The sequence below is a fragment of the Acinetobacter sp. 231_lipA genome (assembly GCF_058243005.1).
Genome location: NZ_JBZAYU010000001.1, coordinates 2,042,967 through 2,062,215 on the forward strand (window position 1 = coordinate 2,042,967; position 19,249 = coordinate 2,062,215).

15 protein-coding genes and 2 pseudogenes are annotated in these 19,249 nt (G+C 40.7%); 7 read left to right on the forward strand and 10 right to left on the reverse strand.

Annotated features, from left to right (window positions below):
• Window position 1: 1 nt before the first annotated feature.
• The 9 genes from rdgB to AC4CUX_RS10080 all read right to left on the reverse strand — a co-directional run bounded on the left by rdgB (window position 2) and on the right by AC4CUX_RS10080 (window position 12,030).
• Complete coding sequence (gene rdgB, locus AC4CUX_RS10040; protein ID WP_062034993.1) at window positions 2-628, reverse strand: RdgB/HAM1 family non-canonical purine NTP pyrophosphatase; 627 nt, start codon at window positions 626-628, stop codon at window positions 2-4.
• A gap of 104 nt (window positions 629-732) precedes the next feature.
• Entirely contained in the window at window positions 733-1,323 is a 591-nt protein-coding gene (locus AC4CUX_RS10045) for a tetratricopeptide repeat protein (RefSeq protein WP_004692440.1), read from the reverse strand.
• Complete coding sequence (metW, locus tag AC4CUX_RS10050) at window positions 1,320-1,913, reverse strand: methionine biosynthesis protein MetW (protein WP_004979039.1); 594 nt, start codon at window positions 1,911-1,913, stop codon at window positions 1,320-1,322. Before metW ends, AC4CUX_RS10045 begins: the two co-directional genes overlap by 4 nt.
• The gene (gene metX, locus AC4CUX_RS10055; RefSeq protein WP_490792381.1) at window positions 1,913-3,073 is read right to left on the reverse strand and encodes a homoserine O-succinyltransferase MetX; all 1,161 of its coding nucleotides are present in this window, start codon (window positions 3,071-3,073) and stop codon (window positions 1,913-1,915) included. The genes metW and metX overlap by 1 nt, the downstream gene beginning before the upstream one ends.
• 101 nt (window positions 3,074-3,174) lie before the next feature.
• Window positions 3,175-4,872 carry a 2-isopropylmalate synthase gene (gene leuA / locus AC4CUX_RS10060; protein WP_490792382.1) on the reverse strand — a complete coding sequence of 566 codons (1,698 nt, stop codon included), beginning with the start codon at window positions 4,870-4,872 and terminating at the stop codon, window positions 3,175-3,177.
• A 358-nt stretch (window positions 4,873-5,230) separates the two neighbouring features.
• On the reverse strand, window positions 5,231-6,337 hold the full coding sequence (locus AC4CUX_RS10065) for an alpha-hydroxy acid oxidase (protein ID WP_279700583.1): 1,107 nt from the start codon (window positions 6,335-6,337) through the stop codon (window positions 5,231-5,233).
• A 49-nt stretch (window positions 6,338-6,386) separates the two neighbouring features.
• A complete protein-coding gene (locus tag AC4CUX_RS10070) occupies window positions 6,387-7,070 on the reverse strand; it encodes a Fe2+-dependent dioxygenase (protein WP_490792383.1) in 684 nt (227 codons plus the stop codon).
• 115 nt (window positions 7,071-7,185) lie between these two features.
• Window positions 7,186-9,516 (reverse strand): TonB-dependent receptor, encoded by a 2,331-nt coding sequence (locus tag AC4CUX_RS10075; protein WP_490792384.1) that lies wholly within the window; start codon window positions 9,514-9,516, stop codon window positions 7,186-7,188.
• Window positions 9,517-9,846: 330 nt separating this feature from the next.
• Window positions 9,847-12,030 carry a TonB-dependent receptor domain-containing protein gene (locus tag AC4CUX_RS10080; RefSeq protein WP_490792385.1) on the reverse strand — a complete coding sequence of 728 codons (2,184 nt, stop codon included), beginning with the start codon at window positions 12,028-12,030 and terminating at the stop codon, window positions 9,847-9,849.
• Window positions 12,031-12,303: 273 nt separating this feature from the next.
• On the opposite strand from AC4CUX_RS10080, the gene tig reads away from it, so the two are divergent.
• The 7 genes and pseudogenes from tig to AC4CUX_RS10115 form a co-directional block, all read left to right on the forward strand.
• Entirely contained in the window at window positions 12,304-13,635 is a 1,332-nt protein-coding gene (gene tig, locus AC4CUX_RS10085) for a trigger factor (RefSeq protein ID WP_005400818.1), read from the forward strand.
• Between the two features lie 193 nt (window positions 13,636-13,828).
• Window positions 13,829-14,434: an ATP-dependent Clp endopeptidase proteolytic subunit ClpP gene (gene clpP / locus AC4CUX_RS10090; protein WP_005400817.1), complete on the forward strand. Its 606-nt coding sequence runs from the start codon at window positions 13,829-13,831 to the stop codon at window positions 14,432-14,434.
• Between the two features lie 28 nt (window positions 14,435-14,462).
• Window positions 14,463-15,773, forward strand: coding sequence for an ATP-dependent protease ATP-binding subunit ClpX (gene clpX / locus AC4CUX_RS10095; RefSeq protein ID WP_010325894.1), 1,311 nt, complete (start codon window positions 14,463-14,465; stop codon window positions 15,771-15,773).
• 158 nt (window positions 15,774-15,931) lie between these two features.
• Window positions 15,932-16,381, forward strand: a pseudogene (locus AC4CUX_RS10100) (DUF2846 domain-containing protein); the annotation flags it as partial.
• Window positions 16,382-16,431: 50 nt separating this feature from the next.
• A complete protein-coding gene (locus AC4CUX_RS10105) occupies window positions 16,432-17,046 on the forward strand; it encodes an IS607 family transposase (RefSeq protein WP_005402019.1) in 615 nt (204 codons plus the stop codon).
• Window positions 17,043-18,197, forward strand: coding sequence for an RNA-guided endonuclease InsQ/TnpB family protein (locus AC4CUX_RS10110; RefSeq protein ID WP_005402020.1), 1,155 nt, complete (start codon window positions 17,043-17,045; stop codon window positions 18,195-18,197). The genes AC4CUX_RS10105 and AC4CUX_RS10110 overlap by 4 nt, the downstream gene beginning before the upstream one ends.
• A 142-nt stretch (window positions 18,198-18,339) precedes the next feature.
• Window positions 18,340-18,606: pseudogene (locus tag AC4CUX_RS10115) on the forward strand (DUF2846 domain-containing protein); the annotation flags it as partial.
• A gap of 5 nt (window positions 18,607-18,611) precedes the next feature.
• On the opposite strand, the gene AC4CUX_RS10120 reads toward AC4CUX_RS10115, so the two are convergent.
• The gene (locus AC4CUX_RS10120; protein WP_005400813.1) at window positions 18,612-19,160 is read right to left on the reverse strand and encodes a DUF2059 domain-containing protein; all 549 of its coding nucleotides are present in this window, start codon (window positions 19,158-19,160) and stop codon (window positions 18,612-18,614) included.
• Window positions 19,161-19,249 lie beyond the last annotated feature (89 nt).

A 19,249-nucleotide genomic window follows, 5' to 3' on the forward strand; every position in this document is an offset into this window, starting at 1 on the left:
TTTATTGTTCTAAACTGGCTTTAAACAGTTGCATCGCCTGACCACGATGGCTGATTTTATTTTTTTCTTCTTTGCTCATTTCTGCACTTGAAAGCCCTAACTCGGGTAACCAGAACAGCGGGTCATAACCAAAACCATTTTCACCACGTGCAGCCTCCAGTACTTCACCTTTCCAAATGCCTTGGAAAATTTGCGGAAGAGGATCATCGGCATGTTGCACTAACGCTAAAACGCATACAAACATGCCTTCAATCGCTTGACCGTCTTTACGCAGTGGCTTGAGTTCAGCTAATAGCTTTTGGTTATTGGCAGCATCATCGCCGTGTTCACCTGCATAACGCGCAGAGTAAATCCCCGGTGCACCATCTAAAATAGGGACACAAATCCCAGAGTCATCTGCAATGGCTGGTTTTCCTGAAATTTTAGAAGCATGGCGTGCTTTAATAATCGCATTTTCGACAAAGCTCAAACCATCTTCAATGGCATCCTCAATATTCAATTTACCTTGAGCAATCACTTCAACAGGTAAGTTGAGTTCTGCAAATAATTTTTCAAATTCTGCAATTTTGCCTTTGTTATTGCTTGCGAGGACTAACGTACCTTGAGATAACCAATCAGTTGATGCCATGTGAAAGATCCGTGCTTTAAAAATTATGGGGTTATTTTAACAAGTCCTACTCATGGATAGGCAATAAAAAAGCACCCGAAGGTGCTGAGTATGGAAATAAAAGCTTATTGGGCTTGAATCCACTTGTCTGCACGATCACGTGCTTGACGAATTTGATCTTGTGTTAAGTTTGCCGCCAAGGCTGTTTTCTTGCCTTCAGAAAGCGTAATCACTTTATTGTCGAGCATGCCGTCACGAGTTGAAAGCTCATACCATTGGTAAGCACCCATGTAGTTTTTCTTTTGCTCTTCCATCATCGCCAAGTTAAAGCTTGCGCGGTTATCACCACGGCTGGCTGCTTTTTCAAAGTATTGACGTGCTAAAGATTCATCTTTTTTAGTGCCTAGGCCATCTGCAAGCATACGACCAACATTCAGCTGAGCTGCCGAAAGACCTTGATCCGCAGCGGCTTTGTACCAAGCAAAGGCCTGTCGTTCATCTGCAGAAATGTCTTTACCCTGTTGATACTTGGTTGCAAGATAGAACTGCGCAGCAGGCTGACCCGCTTTTGCTGCTTTAATTAAGCTATTGATATCCATAACAGAATATTGTGCAGCTTGACTCGCAACAGACGTGGTTGGGGAAACATAATCTGCATGAGCTTGAATGCTCAAAAGTCCAACCAGTAGTGTCGTGCTTAAGAATAGTTTTTTCATAGAGCGCTCACTCGATAAATTGCGACTTCACCAAACAAATTCGGGAGACGTTTACTGAGTAAACTATCTTGTTGATCCCCATTTACAGCGAGTCGATTAATAATTCTGATGTTATTTTCCGCACAAAGTGCTTCAAAATCACGGAAAGTACATAAGTGGATATTGGGTGTGTTATACCACATGTACGGTAAAGCTTCAGAAACAGGCATCATTCCTTTTAGTGCCAAGAAAGAACGAGTCTTCCAATGAGCAAAGTTTGGAAATGTAATGATCGCCTGTTTCCCTACACGCACCATATCACGTAATAAAACATCTGGTGCATCTACCGCTTGCAAGGCTTGTGCCATAACGACATAGTCAAAAGACTGGTCTGCAAAGCGGCTTAAACCCAAGTTTAAGTCCTGTTGGATAATATTTAACCCGCGACCGACCGCAATTGCAATCTTTTCTTGATCAATTTCCAGTCCATATGCGCGAATATTGTGCTTTTTGCTCATGTGGGCCAGTAATTCACCGTCACCACAGCCCAAATCGAGTACGCTGGAATCAGGTTTGATCCATTTTTCTGCCAGTTGATGATCAATACGCATTACACAGCCCCCTGAGATGTTGCTTGAAGGTGTTCAGAACCGCCTAGAAATGCACGTAACGCTTTTACATACAAAGGAATCGGGAACAGGAATGAGTCATGGCCTTGTTCAGCGTCGATATCTAAATAGCTCACCGGTTTGTGATTGGTGATCAGCGCATCCACAATTTCTTGTGAGCGTTGCGGGGTAAAACGCCAGTCGGTGGTAAAGGACACCACAAGGAACTGACATTTGGTCTGTGACATGGCTTTAACTAAAGACTGCTCATACTCACGCGCAGGATCAAAATAATCTAAAGCTTTGGTCATAATCAGGTAAGTGTTGGCATCAAAGTTACGGCTAAATTGCTCACCTTGATAACGCAAATAGCTTTCGACTTGGAACTCGACATCGAAACCATACATAAATTTGCCTGACTTTAGGTCACGACCAAATTTCTGCTTCATGGCTTCTTCAGATAAGTAGGTAATATGGCCGACCATACGTGCCAAAATTAGGCCACGTTTTGGATAGCTGTCATTTTCAAGATAGCGACCATCATGGAAGTCTGGATCAGACAAAATTGACTGGCGTGCGACTTCGTTAAAGGCAATATTCTGAGCCGATAATTTCGGCGCACTGGCAATAATCACGCATTTTTGCAAGCGATCAGGATAATCAACCGACCATTGCAAGGCTTGCATACCACCCAATGAACCGCCAATCACCGCACTCCAGACCTGAATGCCCAGATGATCAGATAAAATGGCTTGGGTTTTAACCCAGTCACGGACGGTGACTAAAGGAAAGTCTGGACCATAAGGACGGTTGTCATTTTCAGGGTTTGGCGAAGTTGGACCCGTAGAACCATTACAACCGCCAATATTGTTCAGTGCAAGCACGAAAAATTTCGAGGTATCAATCGCTTTACCTGGGCCAATACAAGCATCCCACCAACCTGGTTTTTTATCATCGGCATGATGATAACCCGCGGCGTGATGATGTCCTGATAGCGCATGGCAAATTAAAATCGCATTGGATTTATCTGCATTGAGCTCACCATAGGTTTCAACCATCAGTTCATAACGAGGGAGAATACGACCGCATTCGAGCTCTAAGGGCTCTTCAAAAGTAAACTTTTGTGGACTAACGATACCCACGGAGTCAGCAGGAAAAGACACAGGAATAATTCGCCTTAAATCTTTGGGGTTAATAAACAAAAGGATACCACTTGAGGGTATCCTTCTAAAGTCATTTTAGTGCTAATTATTATTGCTAATACTTATACCGCAGCAGCAATCACTTGATCTGTGCTTAACACACCTTGATCAATTAAGCGGTTGGTACACGCAATAATAGCTTCAATCGATGAGGTCACAATGTTGTCGTGAATACCCGCACCGAAGGCTGATTTACCAGTTCCTTTGACTTGTAATTCAACCAAAGCCAAGGCTTTAGCATTTGCCCCAGAGCTAATACCGCGCTCTTCGTAGCTCAAGACGTCAATTGGTAACTGTAAAGCATCCAACATTGCAGAGATTGGACCATTGCCTTCGCCACGTAATTGCTGCGTTTCACCATTCACTTCAACTTCAAGCTCAACCACTTGCTTGCCGTTGTTGTCATATAAACGGTAGTTTTTGGTTGAATAATGTGTATCTTTGGTATTCACATAGGTTTCTTTGAACAATTTCCAAATTTCTTGTGCGGTAATTTCAGTGCCTTCCTCATCGGTACGTTTTTGTACGGTTTGAGAGAATTCAATTTGGATACGACGTGGCAAGACCACGTTGTAATTTGCTTCTAACAAGTAAGCAATACCACCTTTACCTGACTGTGAGTTGACGCGGATTACAGCATCATAGTCGCGACCCAAGTCTTTCGGGTCGATAGGTAAGTACGGCATATCCCAAATTTCTTCGTTCTTTTGGAACTCGAAGCCTTTTTTGATGGCATCTTGGTGTGAACCAGAAAATGCGGTGAAGACCAAGTCACCTGCATAAGGGTGGCGAGGGTGAACAGGCAAGCCTGTACATTCTTCTACCGTTGCAATAATTTCATTAATATTTGAGAAATCTAAGTTTGGTGCAACGCCTTGGGTATACATGTTCAAGGCAATTGCAGCAACATCGACATTACCTGTGCGTTCGCCATTACCAAACACACAACCTTCGATACGGTCTGCACCGGCCATAATCGCCAATTCTGATGCCGCAATCCCACAGCCGCGGTCGTTGTGACAGTGTACCGAAATGATGACACCATCACGACGTTCAATGTTACGGTGCATCCATTCGACTTGGTCTGCATAAACATTCGGTGTTGAAACTTCAACTGTTGCAGGTAAGTTTAAGATTACTTTATTGCTTGGAGATGCTTCCCAAATTTCCGTGACTGCATCACACACGTCTTTTGCAACGTCTAATTCAGTTGCAGAGAAACACTCTGGGCTGTACTGGAACACCCATTCCGTTTCAGGATATTGCGCTGCATATTCTTTGACTTTGCTGGCTGCATTGACCGCCAATTGCTTCGCACCTGCAACATCGACATTTAAGACTTTTTGGCGAAAAGTTGGAGCATTGGAATTATAAATATGCACGATGGCACGTTTTGCCCCCGCTAAAGACTCAAAAGTACGCTGGATCAAATGATCACGTGCTTGAACTAAAACCTCGATATACACATCATCTGGAATATGATTTTCTTCGATTAATTTACGGGTAAAGTCAAAGTCAATTTGAGATGCTGAAGGGAAACCGATTTCAATATTCTTGAATCCAATTTTCACCAACATTTGGAACATTTTAAACTTTTGTTCCATATCCATCGGTTCAAAAATTGCTTGGTTACCATCACGCAGGTCAGTACTCATCCAAATAGGCGCTTTTGTAATTTCGTTGTTTGGCCATTGACGGTCTGGCAAGTCAACACGTTGATACATGCGACGATATTTTTTACTTGGATCAGCCAACATCATGAGGTAATTCCTTACATAGTACGGGTTGCATTTGAGTGGGTAATAAAAAGCAACCTACTACTGAATATAGATTGTGTCTATGGTCTCTATTTACAAGGGAGTCTTCAGGGTGTTTTTAAACGTAAATATTTGATACGACTTAGATTTACCGTGAGTAACCTTGTAACGTTATATTTAAGAGTTTAATCCAGTTCGGTCGAAAAGATTTTTCTTTTTTTATGGCTTTTAGTCGTATCTGAAAAAATATTTCCCTCTAATTTGATATATAGGGGAAATATTTCCGTGTATTTTTAAGATGTGTTTAATCTTTTTCTTCATTTTGCGAATTTGATTCATTTCATTCGCTTTTTTGAAGCGGTTATGAGAACTCTATGACCATATCGGGCTGTATATCTGCAAGGGTTGCAGTGCCCATCAACGCCATGGTGATCTCAAACTCTTCTTTTAAGATTTTAAGCACGTGGGCAACGCCTAAGGCACCTGCAGTGGCAAGACCATAAATACATGGTCGTCCAACTAAAACCGCGGAAGCTCCCAAGGCAATAGCCTTAAACACATCTGAGCCGCGACGAATACCGCCATCATATAAAAGAGGGAAGTCATGCGGAACGGCTTTTTTGATGAGTTGCAAGGCTTTGAGTGGAGGAATACAGGTATCTAAAACTCGACCGCCGTGATTAGACACAATTAAGCCTTGTATGCCATGTTGAATGGCCAGTTGTGCATCGAGTGGACTGACGATGCCTTTTAACAGAATTGGTAAATCAGTCTGTTGAACCATCCATGCGATGTCATCCCATGTCGGAGCAATTTTCATTAGTCCATTAAACACGGGATGATCACCTTCTTGCAGTTCAGGCAGTGGAATATGGGCAGGAGTGTGCGGATGCTGCATGTTTTCAGGGAGGTGAAAGAAAGCACGACGTTCACGGTCACGGATGCCTGTATGTGGAGAGTCCACAGTGATGACAATAGCGGTGAAGTTTTGTGCCTCAGCGAGCTTCAGCAAAGCCAAAGATTTATCACGGTCACCTTGCCAGTACAGTTGGAACCATTTGTAGGGATGTTCAGATTTGAATGTTCGCATGTCCGTGTTGGTAAAAGTACTCAAAATCATATTACTACCGAGTACTTCAGCTGCCAGTGCGGTTGCTGCTTCTGCTTCAGAATGAAACTGCTGTTGATGACCAATCGGTGCCACAAAAATAGGATGTGGAAAGCTTTGTCCTAAGATTTCACAGCTCGTATTGCCTTGAGTGAGATCTCTTAACATGCGTGGTATCAAGTGCAGGTTTTGGAACTGAGCGAGGTTATTCCGAACACTGATCTCATTCATAGCGCCACCTTGCAAATAGTGCCAGACCATCTCAGGTAGATGCTTTTCTGCCTCAATTTCATAGTCCGCAATGGTTTGCAATGAGGCAGGAATTTGGGTGAGTGGTGGCAAAACAGTTTTTGATGTCATGGAACGGTCCAGTTGCTACAGTAGTTAACGTTGAGCTGGGATTATTGTTTTAAAGTTCAGCCCATTTGCGCATCAGGTTATGATACAGACTGGTGAGCTTGACCACTTCTTGATGTTGATCACCGAGTTGCACGCGTAGGTTCTGAATAGTTTGATCAAGATTAAATAAGATATGGCGGTCAGCATCATCTCGAATCATACTTTGAACCCAAAAGAACGAAGCGACACGGCAGCCTGAGGTCACTGGTGTTACCTCATGCACGCTGGTAGATGGATATAAAATCATATCACCCGCGGGTAGTTTTACTTCATGATAGCCATAGGTGTCTTCTACCACCAAATCGCCACCCTCATATTCGTCAGGTTCGCTTAGGAAAATAGTGCAGGATACATCGGTACGAATCCGATCTTTGCTTCCAGCTACCCAGCGAATGGCATTGTCCACATGAAAGCCAAAAGTTTCGCCCTGTTCATAGCGGTTAAAATAAGGTGGCAAAATATCTAAAGGTAGGGCAGCGGACATAAAGAGTGGATGTTGTCCAAGTGCTTCTAAGATGATATGGCCTAAGTGTTGCGTGAGAGGGTGATCTTCGGGGAGCTGTTGATTTTGTTTTACATGTTTTGAGAGTGATCCTGTGGTTTTTTTACCATCAACCCACTCGACTTTTGCCATTTCACTACGAAAGTATTGTACCTGTTCTTTGCTTAATACGTTGGGAATATGATGGATCACAACATGGCCTGCTAAAAATGAAAGATCTATTTAGTCTTTAAGCATATATAAAAATAGCCTCAATGAGAGGCTATTTTATCAAATCTCAGGATGAAGAGAGATTTTAGTTATAAACTTAGTATTTGAAGTTTAGAGACAGTACTGCGCTACGACCTTCAGCTTCAGTTGCATAGTGAGATGAATATGCTTTAGTGAAGTAGCGTGTATCAGCCAAGTTGTTGACATTTAACTGTAGATCAACATTTTTGTTGACGTTGTAACGCGCCATAGCATCGTAGCGAACGTAACCTGGTACATATTTTGTGTTTGCTAAGTCACCATAAACTTTGTCCATCGCAATTGCGCCAGCACCTAAAGTTAACTGTGGCACAATTTGGTAAGTTGTCCATAGCGTAGCACTGTTTTTAGGAACGTTAGGCATTTGGTTGCCATTAAATATAGATTGGTCTGTACATGTTGTACCACGGCAACTTACACCATTTTTGGTCGCTTTACTGTCTAAATAAGTATAACCAGCACTAATATCCCACTTATCAGTAATCTTACCGTTTAAACCAAGTTCAAGACCATCCACTTTACTTTCACCGATATTGCTATAGGTTGTAGGAGACAGTTGAATACGAGCATTTTGTTTTTCAGTACGGAAAATAGCAGCTGTTAAATTTAGGCGATCTTGTAGCAAGTCCCATTTTGTACCGATTTCAAAAGTACGACTTTCTTCAGGATCTAGGTTGCTATAAGCCGCTCCAATGCCTTCTGAACCGTCACCAGCATCTATACCAACAGGGTTTGCAGAAGTGGCATAACTTGCATAAATAGCCCCATTTTCAACAGGTTTAAAAGTAATACCTGCTTGATATGTGAAAAAGTCGGTATCACTTTCAGTTTTTACTTTATCGCCGGCTTTTGCTGTAGCAGGATTAGCAATCACAGCACTGTTAAGAGCTCCATAAGTCATGGTCTGTTCAGTATCAAACTTATCCCAGCGTAAGCCCAAATCTAAAATCCACTGAGGGCTAAATTCAATGTTGTCTAGTAAGTAAATAGAAGTAGATTTTGTTTGAGTGTTGTATTGGTCAGCACCTTCGGTACTGATGCTGCCTGTCCATTGTCCGCGATTAGGATTCTGAACCGAGGTGCACCAACCAGAGCTCACATTTTCAGACTTGCTACAATCCGAGTAGGCACTTCCCGTAGTATTTTCGCCATTGATAATATATTGGGTACGGTCTGTTTCTTGGTCTGAGTACTCAGCACCTAGGTTAAAGCTGTGCTTTAAGCGACCTGTATTAAATTTACCTGTTAAAGCCAATTGGTCTGTAAAGGTATCAGTATCAGCTACACGTGAGTTTGCACGCGCCCAAACATTGCCTACTAATTGATTAGTGAATTCAGGTTTATTGTAAAAGTTACCTTGTGAATCATCCGGATTCGTCCAAAGATAGTCATTTTTAGATTTGTTGTATACAGCGGTATTGCTAAGGGTTAAATTATCAGTAAGATCATGCTCAAGCTTGATCGTTCCTGATTGATTTTCCTGTTTTTGGAAATAGCGATCTTTCCAGCCGTAATACATACCTTGTTTAACATCGATAGGCTTACCATTGCCATTTAATGGTCGGTAATCAATTGCTCCAGTTCTTGGAGCACCAAATGGGTTGTTGTATGGAATGCCTGAATCAGGGGTATCATCAGTTTTGAGGTAGTAGTAGCTTAAAGTTGCACGCGTGTCGCTGTCTAGACCAAAAGTAATACTTGGTGCAATACCTGCACGTGCATATTCAGTACCATCTTCTTGACCTGCTTTGTCGTTGTGGTGACCCATTACGGCAACACGAGCAGCAATACCATTACCAAAATCTTTGTTACCGTCTAAAGTAATACGTTGGTAATCATCCGTTCCTGCACCCACAGAACCTTCTAAAAAGTCACCTTTTTTTGCAACTTTAGAAATCATGTTGATGCTACCACCAGTTGTACCTGCACCGCCCATAGCAGATGCAGAACCTTTAGTAATTTCAACTTGCTCAATCGCAAACATTTCACGGTTTTGAGAAGTAGAGTTACGTACACCGTCTACATACATTGAACTTTCAGAGTTATAACCACGGATAAATGGACGGTCACCATTTGGGTTACCACCTTCACCTGCACCAAGTGTGATCCCAGGTACTGTGCGTAAAGCATCGCTTAAAGTTGTAACTTGAGTGTCTTCAATCAACTGTTTAGAAATAACAGATACTGACTTTGGTGTGTCGAGTAGGGGAGCAACGAACTTGCTGTTTGCAGATTTGTCTACTTTCAAACTTTGTTCTGCTGCCGCTTCCGTGTGAATTGTTTCTAATTGCGCGATTTGATCTTGCGCAACAGCATTGACTGCAACCACAGAGAGTGTTGAAGCGATTGCTGAAGAAACCAGCTTTTTACGTGTTTTGATGAAGGCCATAACGAATCTAGTTCTAGCGTTGTAAATTAGTATGCGAATAATAATGATTCTTATTTTTTGTAGCATAACTATTACATTGAAATTGTCGATGCTTAGATATATTTGTGTAGAAAAAATAAATGTAATAATGTAATGAATTTGATATAAGTTTTTGATTTTTATTTGGATTGGAAAATTAGATTATATTTTTATAATATTATTGGAATTTAGAATCCATTATTTTTAGGCTAAGTTTGAAGGTGTTTCTCAAGTGAGTATGTATAAATTATGTTAGATCTATATTTGGTATGTATGAAGAAAACCCTGCCGGCGCAGGGTTTTGCATGTAGCTTAGAACTTAAAGGCCGTACTTAGCTGAACGCGTCGTCCTTCTTGGGTGTTACTATAACGATTGTAATAGCCTGTCCCTATTTTTTCATAATCATTGAAGTCTTTGTCAAAGACATTGTATAAAGCCACACCAACGTCCCAGTTATCATTAACGATAAAGTTTGAACCAATATGGAACAGTGTATAAGCCTTATAATCTCCTAACGCATCATAAACAGCTTGGTTAGCTACGGTTAGATTCTCGTAATTTGACGTAAAACGTGCACGTTCACTACGATATTCACCACGTGCCCATAAATTGACGAAATCGGCAGCTTGCCATTTCAAAGAGGCGTTTGCCATATGCTTTGGTGTATCATTTAGAACAGGGTTATTAAGTTGTTTATCCTTAATTTCCGTCTCGGTCCAAGTATAATTGAGGCCTAGTTTCCAGTTTTCTGCAAACTCCCAATTTAGACCAGTTTCAATACCATAAACTTCAGCTTCTTCGGCATTGATTGGGCGCGTAACGTTCCACGTATCTGGAGCACCTCGGTTATAGTCCATTGTCCAAGGCGTTCCAACGGAAAGCATATAGTCTTCACATTGCTGTTTATTCGTATCAGTATTACAACGTAACTCAGCATTACCCGTCATAATTTTGTCTTCAATTTCACTAAAAAAACCTGTGATATTAAAGTCAAAATTAGAGTTATTCGTAAAATACGTACCTAGTTCTAAATTTTTACTGGTTTCAGGTTTTAAATCAGGATTACCGAAAACAGGTGTGCGGCCTTGACCACTAACATTATAAATACCTGTGGTTAGGCGTTCTAATCGAGGCGCTTTGTAGCCTTCAGAGTAGCCACCTTTAAATGTCCAGTTTTCATTTGCATTCCAGACTAAATAAGCGCGCGGCGTCCAAAAATCCCCAAAAGTATCATGATTGTCATAACGTAAACCCAAGGTTAATGCCAAACTATCATTAAGTGACCATGTATCTTCAGCGAATAGTCCTAATTGCTCAAAAGAAACTTCTTTTTGAACACGAAGTCCATCACGAATGCTTGCATCCCACCATTGCCCACCTAAAGTAATGTTATGACCATTAATATAATTAGTCGTAAACTTGGTATCGAAAATAGTATCTTCGCTTTCAAGCAAACGTGGTGTTATTGCCTGAGACATATTTTGCGCGCGAGCCGGAATTAAGCGACCTACAGTTTCTGTTTGAGTATTTGCAAGACTAGACTCAAGAGTGCCGATATTACTGCGCCATGTATGCGAAAGAATCATTTTTTCACGATTATATTCTTGGGACTTATCATAACCGCCGTTTGCACCTAAAGTGCCTAATTGTCCTTTAGAGTTGTCATACCATTGATCTGTCTGCTCATATTCCGCAGAAATATCATGTTGATCCGTTGGTGTTAAAGTTAAGCGAACACCAATATTTTCTAAGTCTGACTTGGTTGGGTTTTGTCCCTGAGTTAGTTCTGTTTCAGTACCTTCATCATCGCTACGAATTACGTTTGATTGATCTCGTTCAGCTTTGCGGCCCCTTAATTGAATACCAAGGAGGTTTGGAATAAGTGGACCAGTAACATATGCATCTACAGAGCGTTGATTCCCGAAATCAGAACTATTAGGGAGTAATGTTCCTTCTAAAGTGACTGCTCCAGTCCATTCATTTGAAACTTTTTTAGTAATAATATTGACTACACCACCGATGGCGTCAGAGCCATATAATGTTGATGCAGGGCCGCGTATGACTTCAATACGTTCAATCGCAGATATTGGAGGGATAAAACTGTTGTTTGATTCGCCAAATCCATTTGGAGTAATGTCACCAGTGCTGTTTTGACGGCGACCATCAATTAGAACGAGTGTATATTCTGAATCCATTCCACGAATACGAATATTCAGACCACCTGTTTTTCCTGCTGTGGGACTAATATCAACGCCTTCTATATCGCTTAAGGCATCGGCAATCGAATTAATACGTTTATTTTTTAAATCTTCTGCTGTAATGACCGTCATTGTAGCAGGTGCTTTTTTAATATCTTGTTCAAAACCCGCAGCTGAAACCACAATGGTGGAAAGCTGATGTGGCGATGAATCTTCAGTTGTTGTTTCTGCGAAAACAGGAGTGGTGATTGCCCCAAGCAATGCCAATGAAAGAGGGTGTAGATTAAACTTACTCATAACTAGAGTTCCAATGATGGACGAGAAAAAAATTGAAAAAAACGATCAAAGTTGACGCAAATATTAATGGTAATATTTATCATTTTCAACAAAAAGCCATAAAAAATATAATACTTTGCGCTTAATCAGTAGCGATTTAAAAATATTCAAAATAAAAAACGATAAATGAAGAAAAAAATATGTGGTTTCAATCGGGTGTTTTGTATATCGTTCAATGTTGTCATATAATGTGGCACTTTTTAAAATTGTTCTTACCAAAAGATTGAGGAAGCCATGCAAGTAACTTCTGAAGCGGTTTCGGGTGTTACCCGTCGTTTAAATGTATCTGTACCGACGAGCCGTGTTAACGAGCAGTTCGAAGCTCGCTTAAAACGCACTGCTAAAACTGTGAAGATCAACGGCTTCCGTCCAGGTAAAGTGCCAGTAAATGTTGTTCGTCGTGAATATGGCGCGGGTATCTACCAAGAAGTCGTAAGCGACATTATTCGTGACACAGTATTTGAAGCGATCCAACAAGAAAAAATCAATGCTGTCGGCATGCCAAACATTGAAAAATCTGAATTAAAAGACGACGCGCTTGTATACGAAGCGACTGTTGAAGTTTATCCAGAAGTTAACGTGAAATTTGATGGTTTAGAAGTTGAACGTAAAGCATCTGAAGTAAACGACAAAGATGTTGATCAAATGATCGAAAACCTTCAGAAGCAACGTGCTTCTTGGGCTGAAACGAAAGGCATGGCTAAAAAAGACATGCAAGTAACTTTTGACTTTGAAGGTTCAGTAGACGGTGAAAAGTTTGAAGGCGGTTCTGCAGAAGACTTTAAACTTGTTTTAGGTTCAGGTCGTATGATCCCTGGCTTCGAAGACGGCATCGTTGGTATGAAGAAAGGCGAAGAGAAAGTGATTGATGTAACTTTCCCTGAAGATTACCAAGCTGAAAACCTTGCTGGTAAATCAGCTCAATTCAAAATTACTGTGAAGCTTGTTGAAAAACAAAAACTTCCAGAAGTTGATGCTGAATTCCTTAAAATCTTTGGTCTAACTGAAGAAGAAGGCATTGAGAAGTTAAAAGCTGACGTTCGTAAAAACATGGAACGTGAAGTGAAAAATGGTTTGCGTAATCAAGTGAAAGGTGCAGCTTTTGATGCACTTGTAGCTGCAAACGAAGTTGAACTTCCTACGTCTATGGTTGCTCAAGAAGTTGACCGTCAACGTCAACAAATGATCCAACAGTTCACTCAGCAATTTGGTGCTCAAGGTGCGAAAGCATTTGACTCAAGCATGCTTCCAGATGAGTTGTTCAAAGAACAAGCTGAAAAATCTGTAAAATTAGGCGTATTGGTAAGCAAAGTTTTAGCTGATGCTAAAATTGAAGTAGATCAAGCACGTGTTGATGCTTACATCGAAGACATGGCTTCTTCTTATGAAGATCCAGCTGAAGTGATCGAATACTTCAAAAATGACAAGCAACAACGTTCGCAAATCGAAGCTGTTGTGTTAGAAGACCAAGTGGTTGATCACATCTTAGCGTCTGCTAAAGTAACAGATACTGTTGTAAGCTACGAAGACTTATTGAAAGAGCAACAAGCTCGTCAACAAGGCTAAGTTTAGCTAAAGTAAAAAAGGCGCTTTGAGCGCCTTTTTTATTATGATCTGGTTTTTTTAAAAGGCCTTGCGTTCATAAAGCTTATGCAAAAAATATCTGTTATTTACTTGAGAATATTTTGCATTTTCAGCAATTATCCCTCATATTGTGACTATGAGTTGAGTAACAAAAAATTTAGGAATAAGTAAACGTATGTATATTCCAACTATCGATAATGCCTTAGTTCCAATGGTTGTAGAACAGTCATCTCGCGGTGAACGTTCATTTGACATTTATTCACGTCTTTTGCGTGAACGCGTCATTTTTATGACTGGTGAAGTTGAAGATAACATGGCGAATTTGATTGTCGCGCAAATGTTGTTTTTAGAAGCGGAAAACCCAGATAAAGATATTCATCTTTACATTAACTCACCAGGTGGTTCGGTGACTGCTGGTATGGCGATTTACGATACCATGCAATTTATTAAACCAGATGTTGTGACTTACTGTATGGGGCAAGCAGCATCAATGGGTGCTTTCTTGTTGAATTCAGGTGCGAAGGGTAAACGTTATTGCCTTGAAAATGCACGTGTCATGATCCACCAACCGTTAGGCGGTTTCCGTGGTCAGGCATCTGATATTGAAATTCATGCACGTGAAATTCTGTTCATTAAAGAACGTTTAAACCGTTTAATGGCAGAGCACAGTGGTCAAGACTATGAAACTGTGGCACGTGATACTGACCGTGATAACTTTATGACAGCGCAAGCTGCAAAAGAATATGGTCTCGTGGACGAAGTGTTATCTAAACGTCCATAAGTTTTAAAAGTTTAGAATTGGAGTGAATATGTCCGAACATCCTCAAGGACAAAAGCATTGTTCATTTTGCGGTAAAACGCAGTCTGAAGTTGGGAAACTGATTGCAGGCGAGGACGCGTACATCTGTAATGAATGTGTGGACGTATGCTTAGACTTGGTGCAAACCAGTCAACAAGTTGAGTCGGGTGACTGGGCTGCAAAACCCTTGCCTAAACCTCACGAAATTCGTGCGGCACTAGATCAATATGTCATTGGTCAAGATGTGGCAAAGAAAACCTTGTCAGTTGCTGTCTACAACCACTATAAACGCCTTAAAGCGACACATGGTGGACATAAACACGACGATGCTGTTGAAATTGCGAAAAGTAATATCTTATTAGTAGGACCAACAGGTTCGGGTAAAACCTTGCTTGCGCAAACCATGGCACGTCTTCTCGATGTTCCTTTTGCTATGGCTGATGCAACGACACTTACCGAAGCAGGCTATGTCGGTGAAGATGTTGAAAACATTGTACAAAAGCTTCTACAAAAAGCAGACTACGATGTAGAAAAAGCGCAAAAAGGTATTATCTATATCGACGAAATCGACAAGATTACCCGTAAGTCTGAAAACCCATCGATCACGCGTGATGTGTCGGGTGAAGGTGTACAACAAGCGTTACTGAAAATGATCGAAGGTACGGTTGCCTCTATTCCACCTCAAGGTGGTCGTAAGCATCCACAGCAAGAATTTATTCAAATTGATACCTCAAATATCTTGTTCATCTGTGGTGGGGCATTCTCGGGTCTTGAAAAAATCGTACAACAGCGCCAAGAAAAAGGTGGAATTGGCTTCACGGCTGAAGTGAAGAAGAAAGATGAAGGCAAGAAATTGTCTGATTTGTTCCGTCAAGTTGAAGCGACCGATTTGGTGAAATTTGGTCTGATTCCAGAGTTTATTGGTCGTTTGCCTGTAATTGCGACTTTGGAAGAGTTAGATGAAGAAGCTTTGATGCAAATTCTGACTGAGCCGAAGAATGCATTGACTCGTCAATATCAACATTTGTTTGATATGGAAAACGTTGATCTGGTTTTTGAAGACTCAGCACTGCGCGCTGTGGCGAAAAAAGCTTTGGATCGTAACACGGGTGCACGTGGCTTACGTTCTATTTTAGAAAATACGCTGCTTGAAACCATGTATGATTTACCAAGTCGTACCGATGTTGGCACAGTTGTGGTGAATGAAGACGTGATTAACGGTACGGCTGCACCATTATTTAAGCCAGAGCGTTTACCAAGAATCGAACAGAAAGATGCAGCTAAAGTTGATTTAAAAGTGATTAATTCAAAGTCCGCTTAAGTTGTTATTCATCTGAAACGTGTGAAAATCGAGTGTTTTCACACGTTTTTTTATATTCAAAAAAAAGAGGGAATGCTACTCTGCATCATAGGCTGGGATGCCTAGATTAAAACTAAAAATTCAGTATCAAAATAAAAAATATGCCGTGAGGAATAGTCATGCGTGCAATGACGATTACGCTTTTAAGCAGTTTAATTTTATTGGGTTGTCATGGAAAAGCGACAGTTGAACAACCTGAATTAACATCAACGCTCAGCCATGAGGTTGATTTTGAACACGATCCAGGTATGGTCGAGCAGTACCGCATTGGAGTGTTTAGCGTAGGTGGATGGGTCAACCAAAAATTAGGACAGCGTTTTCAGCGTGTCCAACCCCAGCATGAACAAGCGGCGATGGTTTATCTGTATCGTCCAGATTCAAAGTGGAACCGACAAGAAATTGTGGCGTCGAGTTTATTTATCAATAAAGAGCGCATTCCAAGCCTGCTGAACAATCATTACTATTGGGTCGAATTACCCGCAGGGACTTATCGTTTATCGAGTAGTCGTCCTTTGGGTATTAACCATTTTCAAAAGCCGAAGTATATCGATTTTACCGTAGAAGCAGGGTTTGTAACTGCTAATTGAAATCTACTTATTTCTATACTATTATATACAACATGAGTAAATATGTAAGCATTAGCGTTGCAGCTAAAACATTAGGTGTTTCCATTCAAACATTAAGGCGTTGGGATGAAGAAGGCACTTTGGTTGCAGATCGAACCCCTAAAAATCATAGACGATATGATCTGAGTAAGATCACGCCTGAGCAAATACACAAGCCCGATAGTCAACTTCAAAGGAAAACCATTGCATACGCAAGGGTATCGAGTCATGACCAAAAAGAAGATTTAATTCGACAGCAACAAGTTCTTGAAATGTACTGTGCAAATCAAGGTTGGACGTTTGAATTAATCTCCGATCTTGGTTCGGGTATGAACTATAGAAAAAAAGGCTTAAATAAGCTGCTAGAAGCAATCATGAATGATGAAATCGGACGTTTGGTTTTAACGCATAAAGATCGCTTATTGCGGTTTGGTGCTGAGTTGGTTTTTGCCTTATGTGAAGCTAAAAGCGTGGAGATCGTCATTCTTAATAAGGGTGAAAATTTGTCTTTTGAGGAAGAACTTGCTCAAGATGTTTTGGAAATCATTACAGTGTTTTCGGCAAGATTATATGGTAGTCGTAGTAAGAAAAACCAAAAGTTAATACAGGCAGTCAAAGACGCACTATGAGCCGATTCATACGAGGGCATGTAATCCAATTACTGCCAAATAATAAGCAAGCAAGTCATTTCGCTCAAGCGAGTGGTGTTGCTCGTTTGTCGTATAATTGGGCTTTAAAAGAATGGCAACGTCAATATAAAGCAGATAAGGAATATAGAGATCAGTGTGACTATTATGGCGTTCAGGTGGATAAAAAACTTCTAAATAAACCATCCGAAGCTAAAATAAGAAAGCACTTAAACTCGTTCAAGCGTGAGAAATACCCTTTCATGCTTAAAGTGACCAAATGTGCGCCACAACTTGCGATTAAGCAATTGGGTAGTTCATTTGATCGTTTTTTTAATGGTCAATCCAAATATCCAAAGCCTAGAAAAAAAGGCGTAGATGATCGCTTCTCATTATCAAATGACCAATTCAGCATTAAAGATAGAAAAATTAGTATCCCAAACTTGGGTTGGGTAAAAATGACTGAGGATTTGCGTTATCAAGGAAAAATATTATCAGCGAAAATATTTAAACAGGGTGGTAAGTGGTTTGCTTCGATTGCTGTTGAATTAAATCAGCCTGAGAAACTTCACCCCAAAACAGGTTTATCTGTTGGTATTGATTTAGGTGTTTCCAGTCTTGCCACTTTATCTAATGGCGAGGTTGTTCCATCAAGTGCGCCACTAAAGAAACAGCTTGCCAAGTTAAGACGACTTGCTAAGTCTTTTAGCCGTAAAAAGAAAGGTAGTCAAAACAGAGAAAAAGCGAAAACCAAGCTCTCTCGTTTGCACTACAAAATATCATGCTTGAGAAAAAACAATCTTCATCAAGTCACATCTGATTTAGTTAAGCGATTCGATCTGATTGCGATTGAGGATTTAAATGTGAAAGGTATGGTACAAAACCGTAAGCTCTCAAGAGCCATATCGGATATGGGCTTTTATGAGTTCAAGCGACAGTTGATTTACAAGGCTAAACAGCATGGCAAATCAATACTTTCTGTTGGACGATTCTTTCCAAGCAGCAAGATGTGTTCGAATTGTGGTGAATTAAACCAAAACCTGACACTTGCAATGCGTGAGTGGCGATGTTCATGTAACACCCTGCATCACAGGGATATTAATGCTGCCATCAATATTCTAAAACATGCAGATAAAGAATTGGTGGCTACATAAGCCACCAATGGCGGTGAGTTACACCGTGACAGCCTATGGAATTGAGGTAATCCCAAGCGCAATAGCAATTGGTTCTTGATGATGAAGTAGGAATTAAACATTAAACCCACGTAAGTAGGTTTAAGTAGGTTTTAAATAACGGCAGTCTTATTTCATCAAGTATGATGAAGAGAACTTATCCACACGCCGTGATGTTTCGGGGCCTTTGGCGGTTATCCCTGAAAAAATTGCGATTCAAGAGATTGCATTTACCCAGTTAAAGTCGAACAGCTACAACTTTGTAGCGGAAGATCAACACACGGGTGAGCTACGAAAGAAAGCGCAAAAACTTAAACCCGCAAAATATGATCCAAGTGAAGAGGTTCAGCTGATGAAACCCTTTAAGCTGTGGAATCCTTTAACCTGGTAAGTGAGCTATTGTGCTTTTTTGGCTTGTTCAAATAATGGTGTCAGGGTCTTTTCAATTTGACGATTCATTTCCAGCTGAATAGCTGGATCTTGCATCATTTCAGCAGACATGGCGATGCTATTGCGCATGATTTCACTCATCATTTTGCTGCTTTTTTTATTGATAGACTGGCCTAGAGGTGTTTCAAGAAACTGAATGTTGGCCAATACTTCCTCTTCGGTAAAGGTCTGCATATATACATTTTTAAGCATTTGCATAAATTTCGGATCAGAAATCAATTTACTGCTAAACGATGCCGTGATTTCAGCGATTTGCTTGGCTGCTTTTTGTTGTTCATTATTGAGTGTAGATGTTTTAAAAATATTCTTAATGATTTCTTCGGCTTGCTGGTCATAAATGGGGCGCATTTCTTGCTGAGACTGTGCTAATGTGCCTTTAATATCGCCCAGTTTGAGCGCCTTCTCTACCGATGCTTCGGTCGCGGGTTTGGCAAAAGAAGCTGTGCTGAGGACACATAAGGTAATACCGCAAAGGATGTGATTTAATTTTTTCATTGTTGGTCTATATTTTTTGATTAAGTCTATAAAAGTAGGTAAAAAAATACCCTTAACATGACCTTAGCATGTTAAGGGTATCCAAAAAA

Coding starts and splice junctions, on each gene's coding strand:
- rdgB (WP_062034993.1), bottom strand. CDS start 628: ATGGCATCAACTGATTGGTTATCTCAAGGTACGTTAGTCCTCGCAAGC.
- AC4CUX_RS10045 (WP_004692440.1), bottom strand. CDS start 1,323: ATGAAAAAACTATTCTTAAGCACGACACTACTGGTTGGACTTTTGAGC.
- metW (WP_004979039.1), bottom strand. CDS start 1,913: ATGCGTATTGATCATCAACTGGCAGAAAAATGGATCAAACCTGATTCC.
- leuA (WP_490792382.1), bottom strand. CDS start 4,872: ATGATGTTGGCTGATCCAAGTAAAAAATATCGTCGCATGTATCAACGT.
- AC4CUX_RS10065 (WP_279700583.1), bottom strand. CDS start 6,337: ATGACATCAAAAACTGTTTTGCCACCACTCACCCAAATTCCTGCCTCA.
- AC4CUX_RS10075 (WP_490792384.1), bottom strand. CDS start 9,516: ATGGCCTTCATCAAAACACGTAAAAAGCTGGTTTCTTCAGCAATCGCT.
- AC4CUX_RS10080 (WP_490792385.1), bottom strand. CDS start 12,030: ATGAGTAAGTTTAATCTACACCCTCTTTCATTGGCATTGCTTGGGGCA.
- tig (WP_005400818.1), top strand. CDS start 12,304: ATGCAAGTAACTTCTGAAGCGGTTTCGGGTGTTACCCGTCGTTTAAAT.
- clpP (WP_005400817.1), top strand. CDS start 13,829: ATGTATATTCCAACTATCGATAATGCCTTAGTTCCAATGGTTGTAGAA.
- clpX (WP_010325894.1), top strand. CDS start 14,463: ATGTCCGAACATCCTCAAGGACAAAAGCATTGTTCATTTTGCGGTAAA.
- AC4CUX_RS10105 (WP_005402019.1), top strand. CDS start 16,432: ATGAGTAAATATGTAAGCATTAGCGTTGCAGCTAAAACATTAGGTGTT.
- AC4CUX_RS10110 (WP_005402020.1), top strand. CDS start 17,043: ATGAGCCGATTCATACGAGGGCATGTAATCCAATTACTGCCAAATAAT.
- AC4CUX_RS10120 (WP_005400813.1), bottom strand. CDS start 19,160: ATGAAAAAATTAAATCACATCCTTTGCGGTATTACCTTATGTGTCCTC.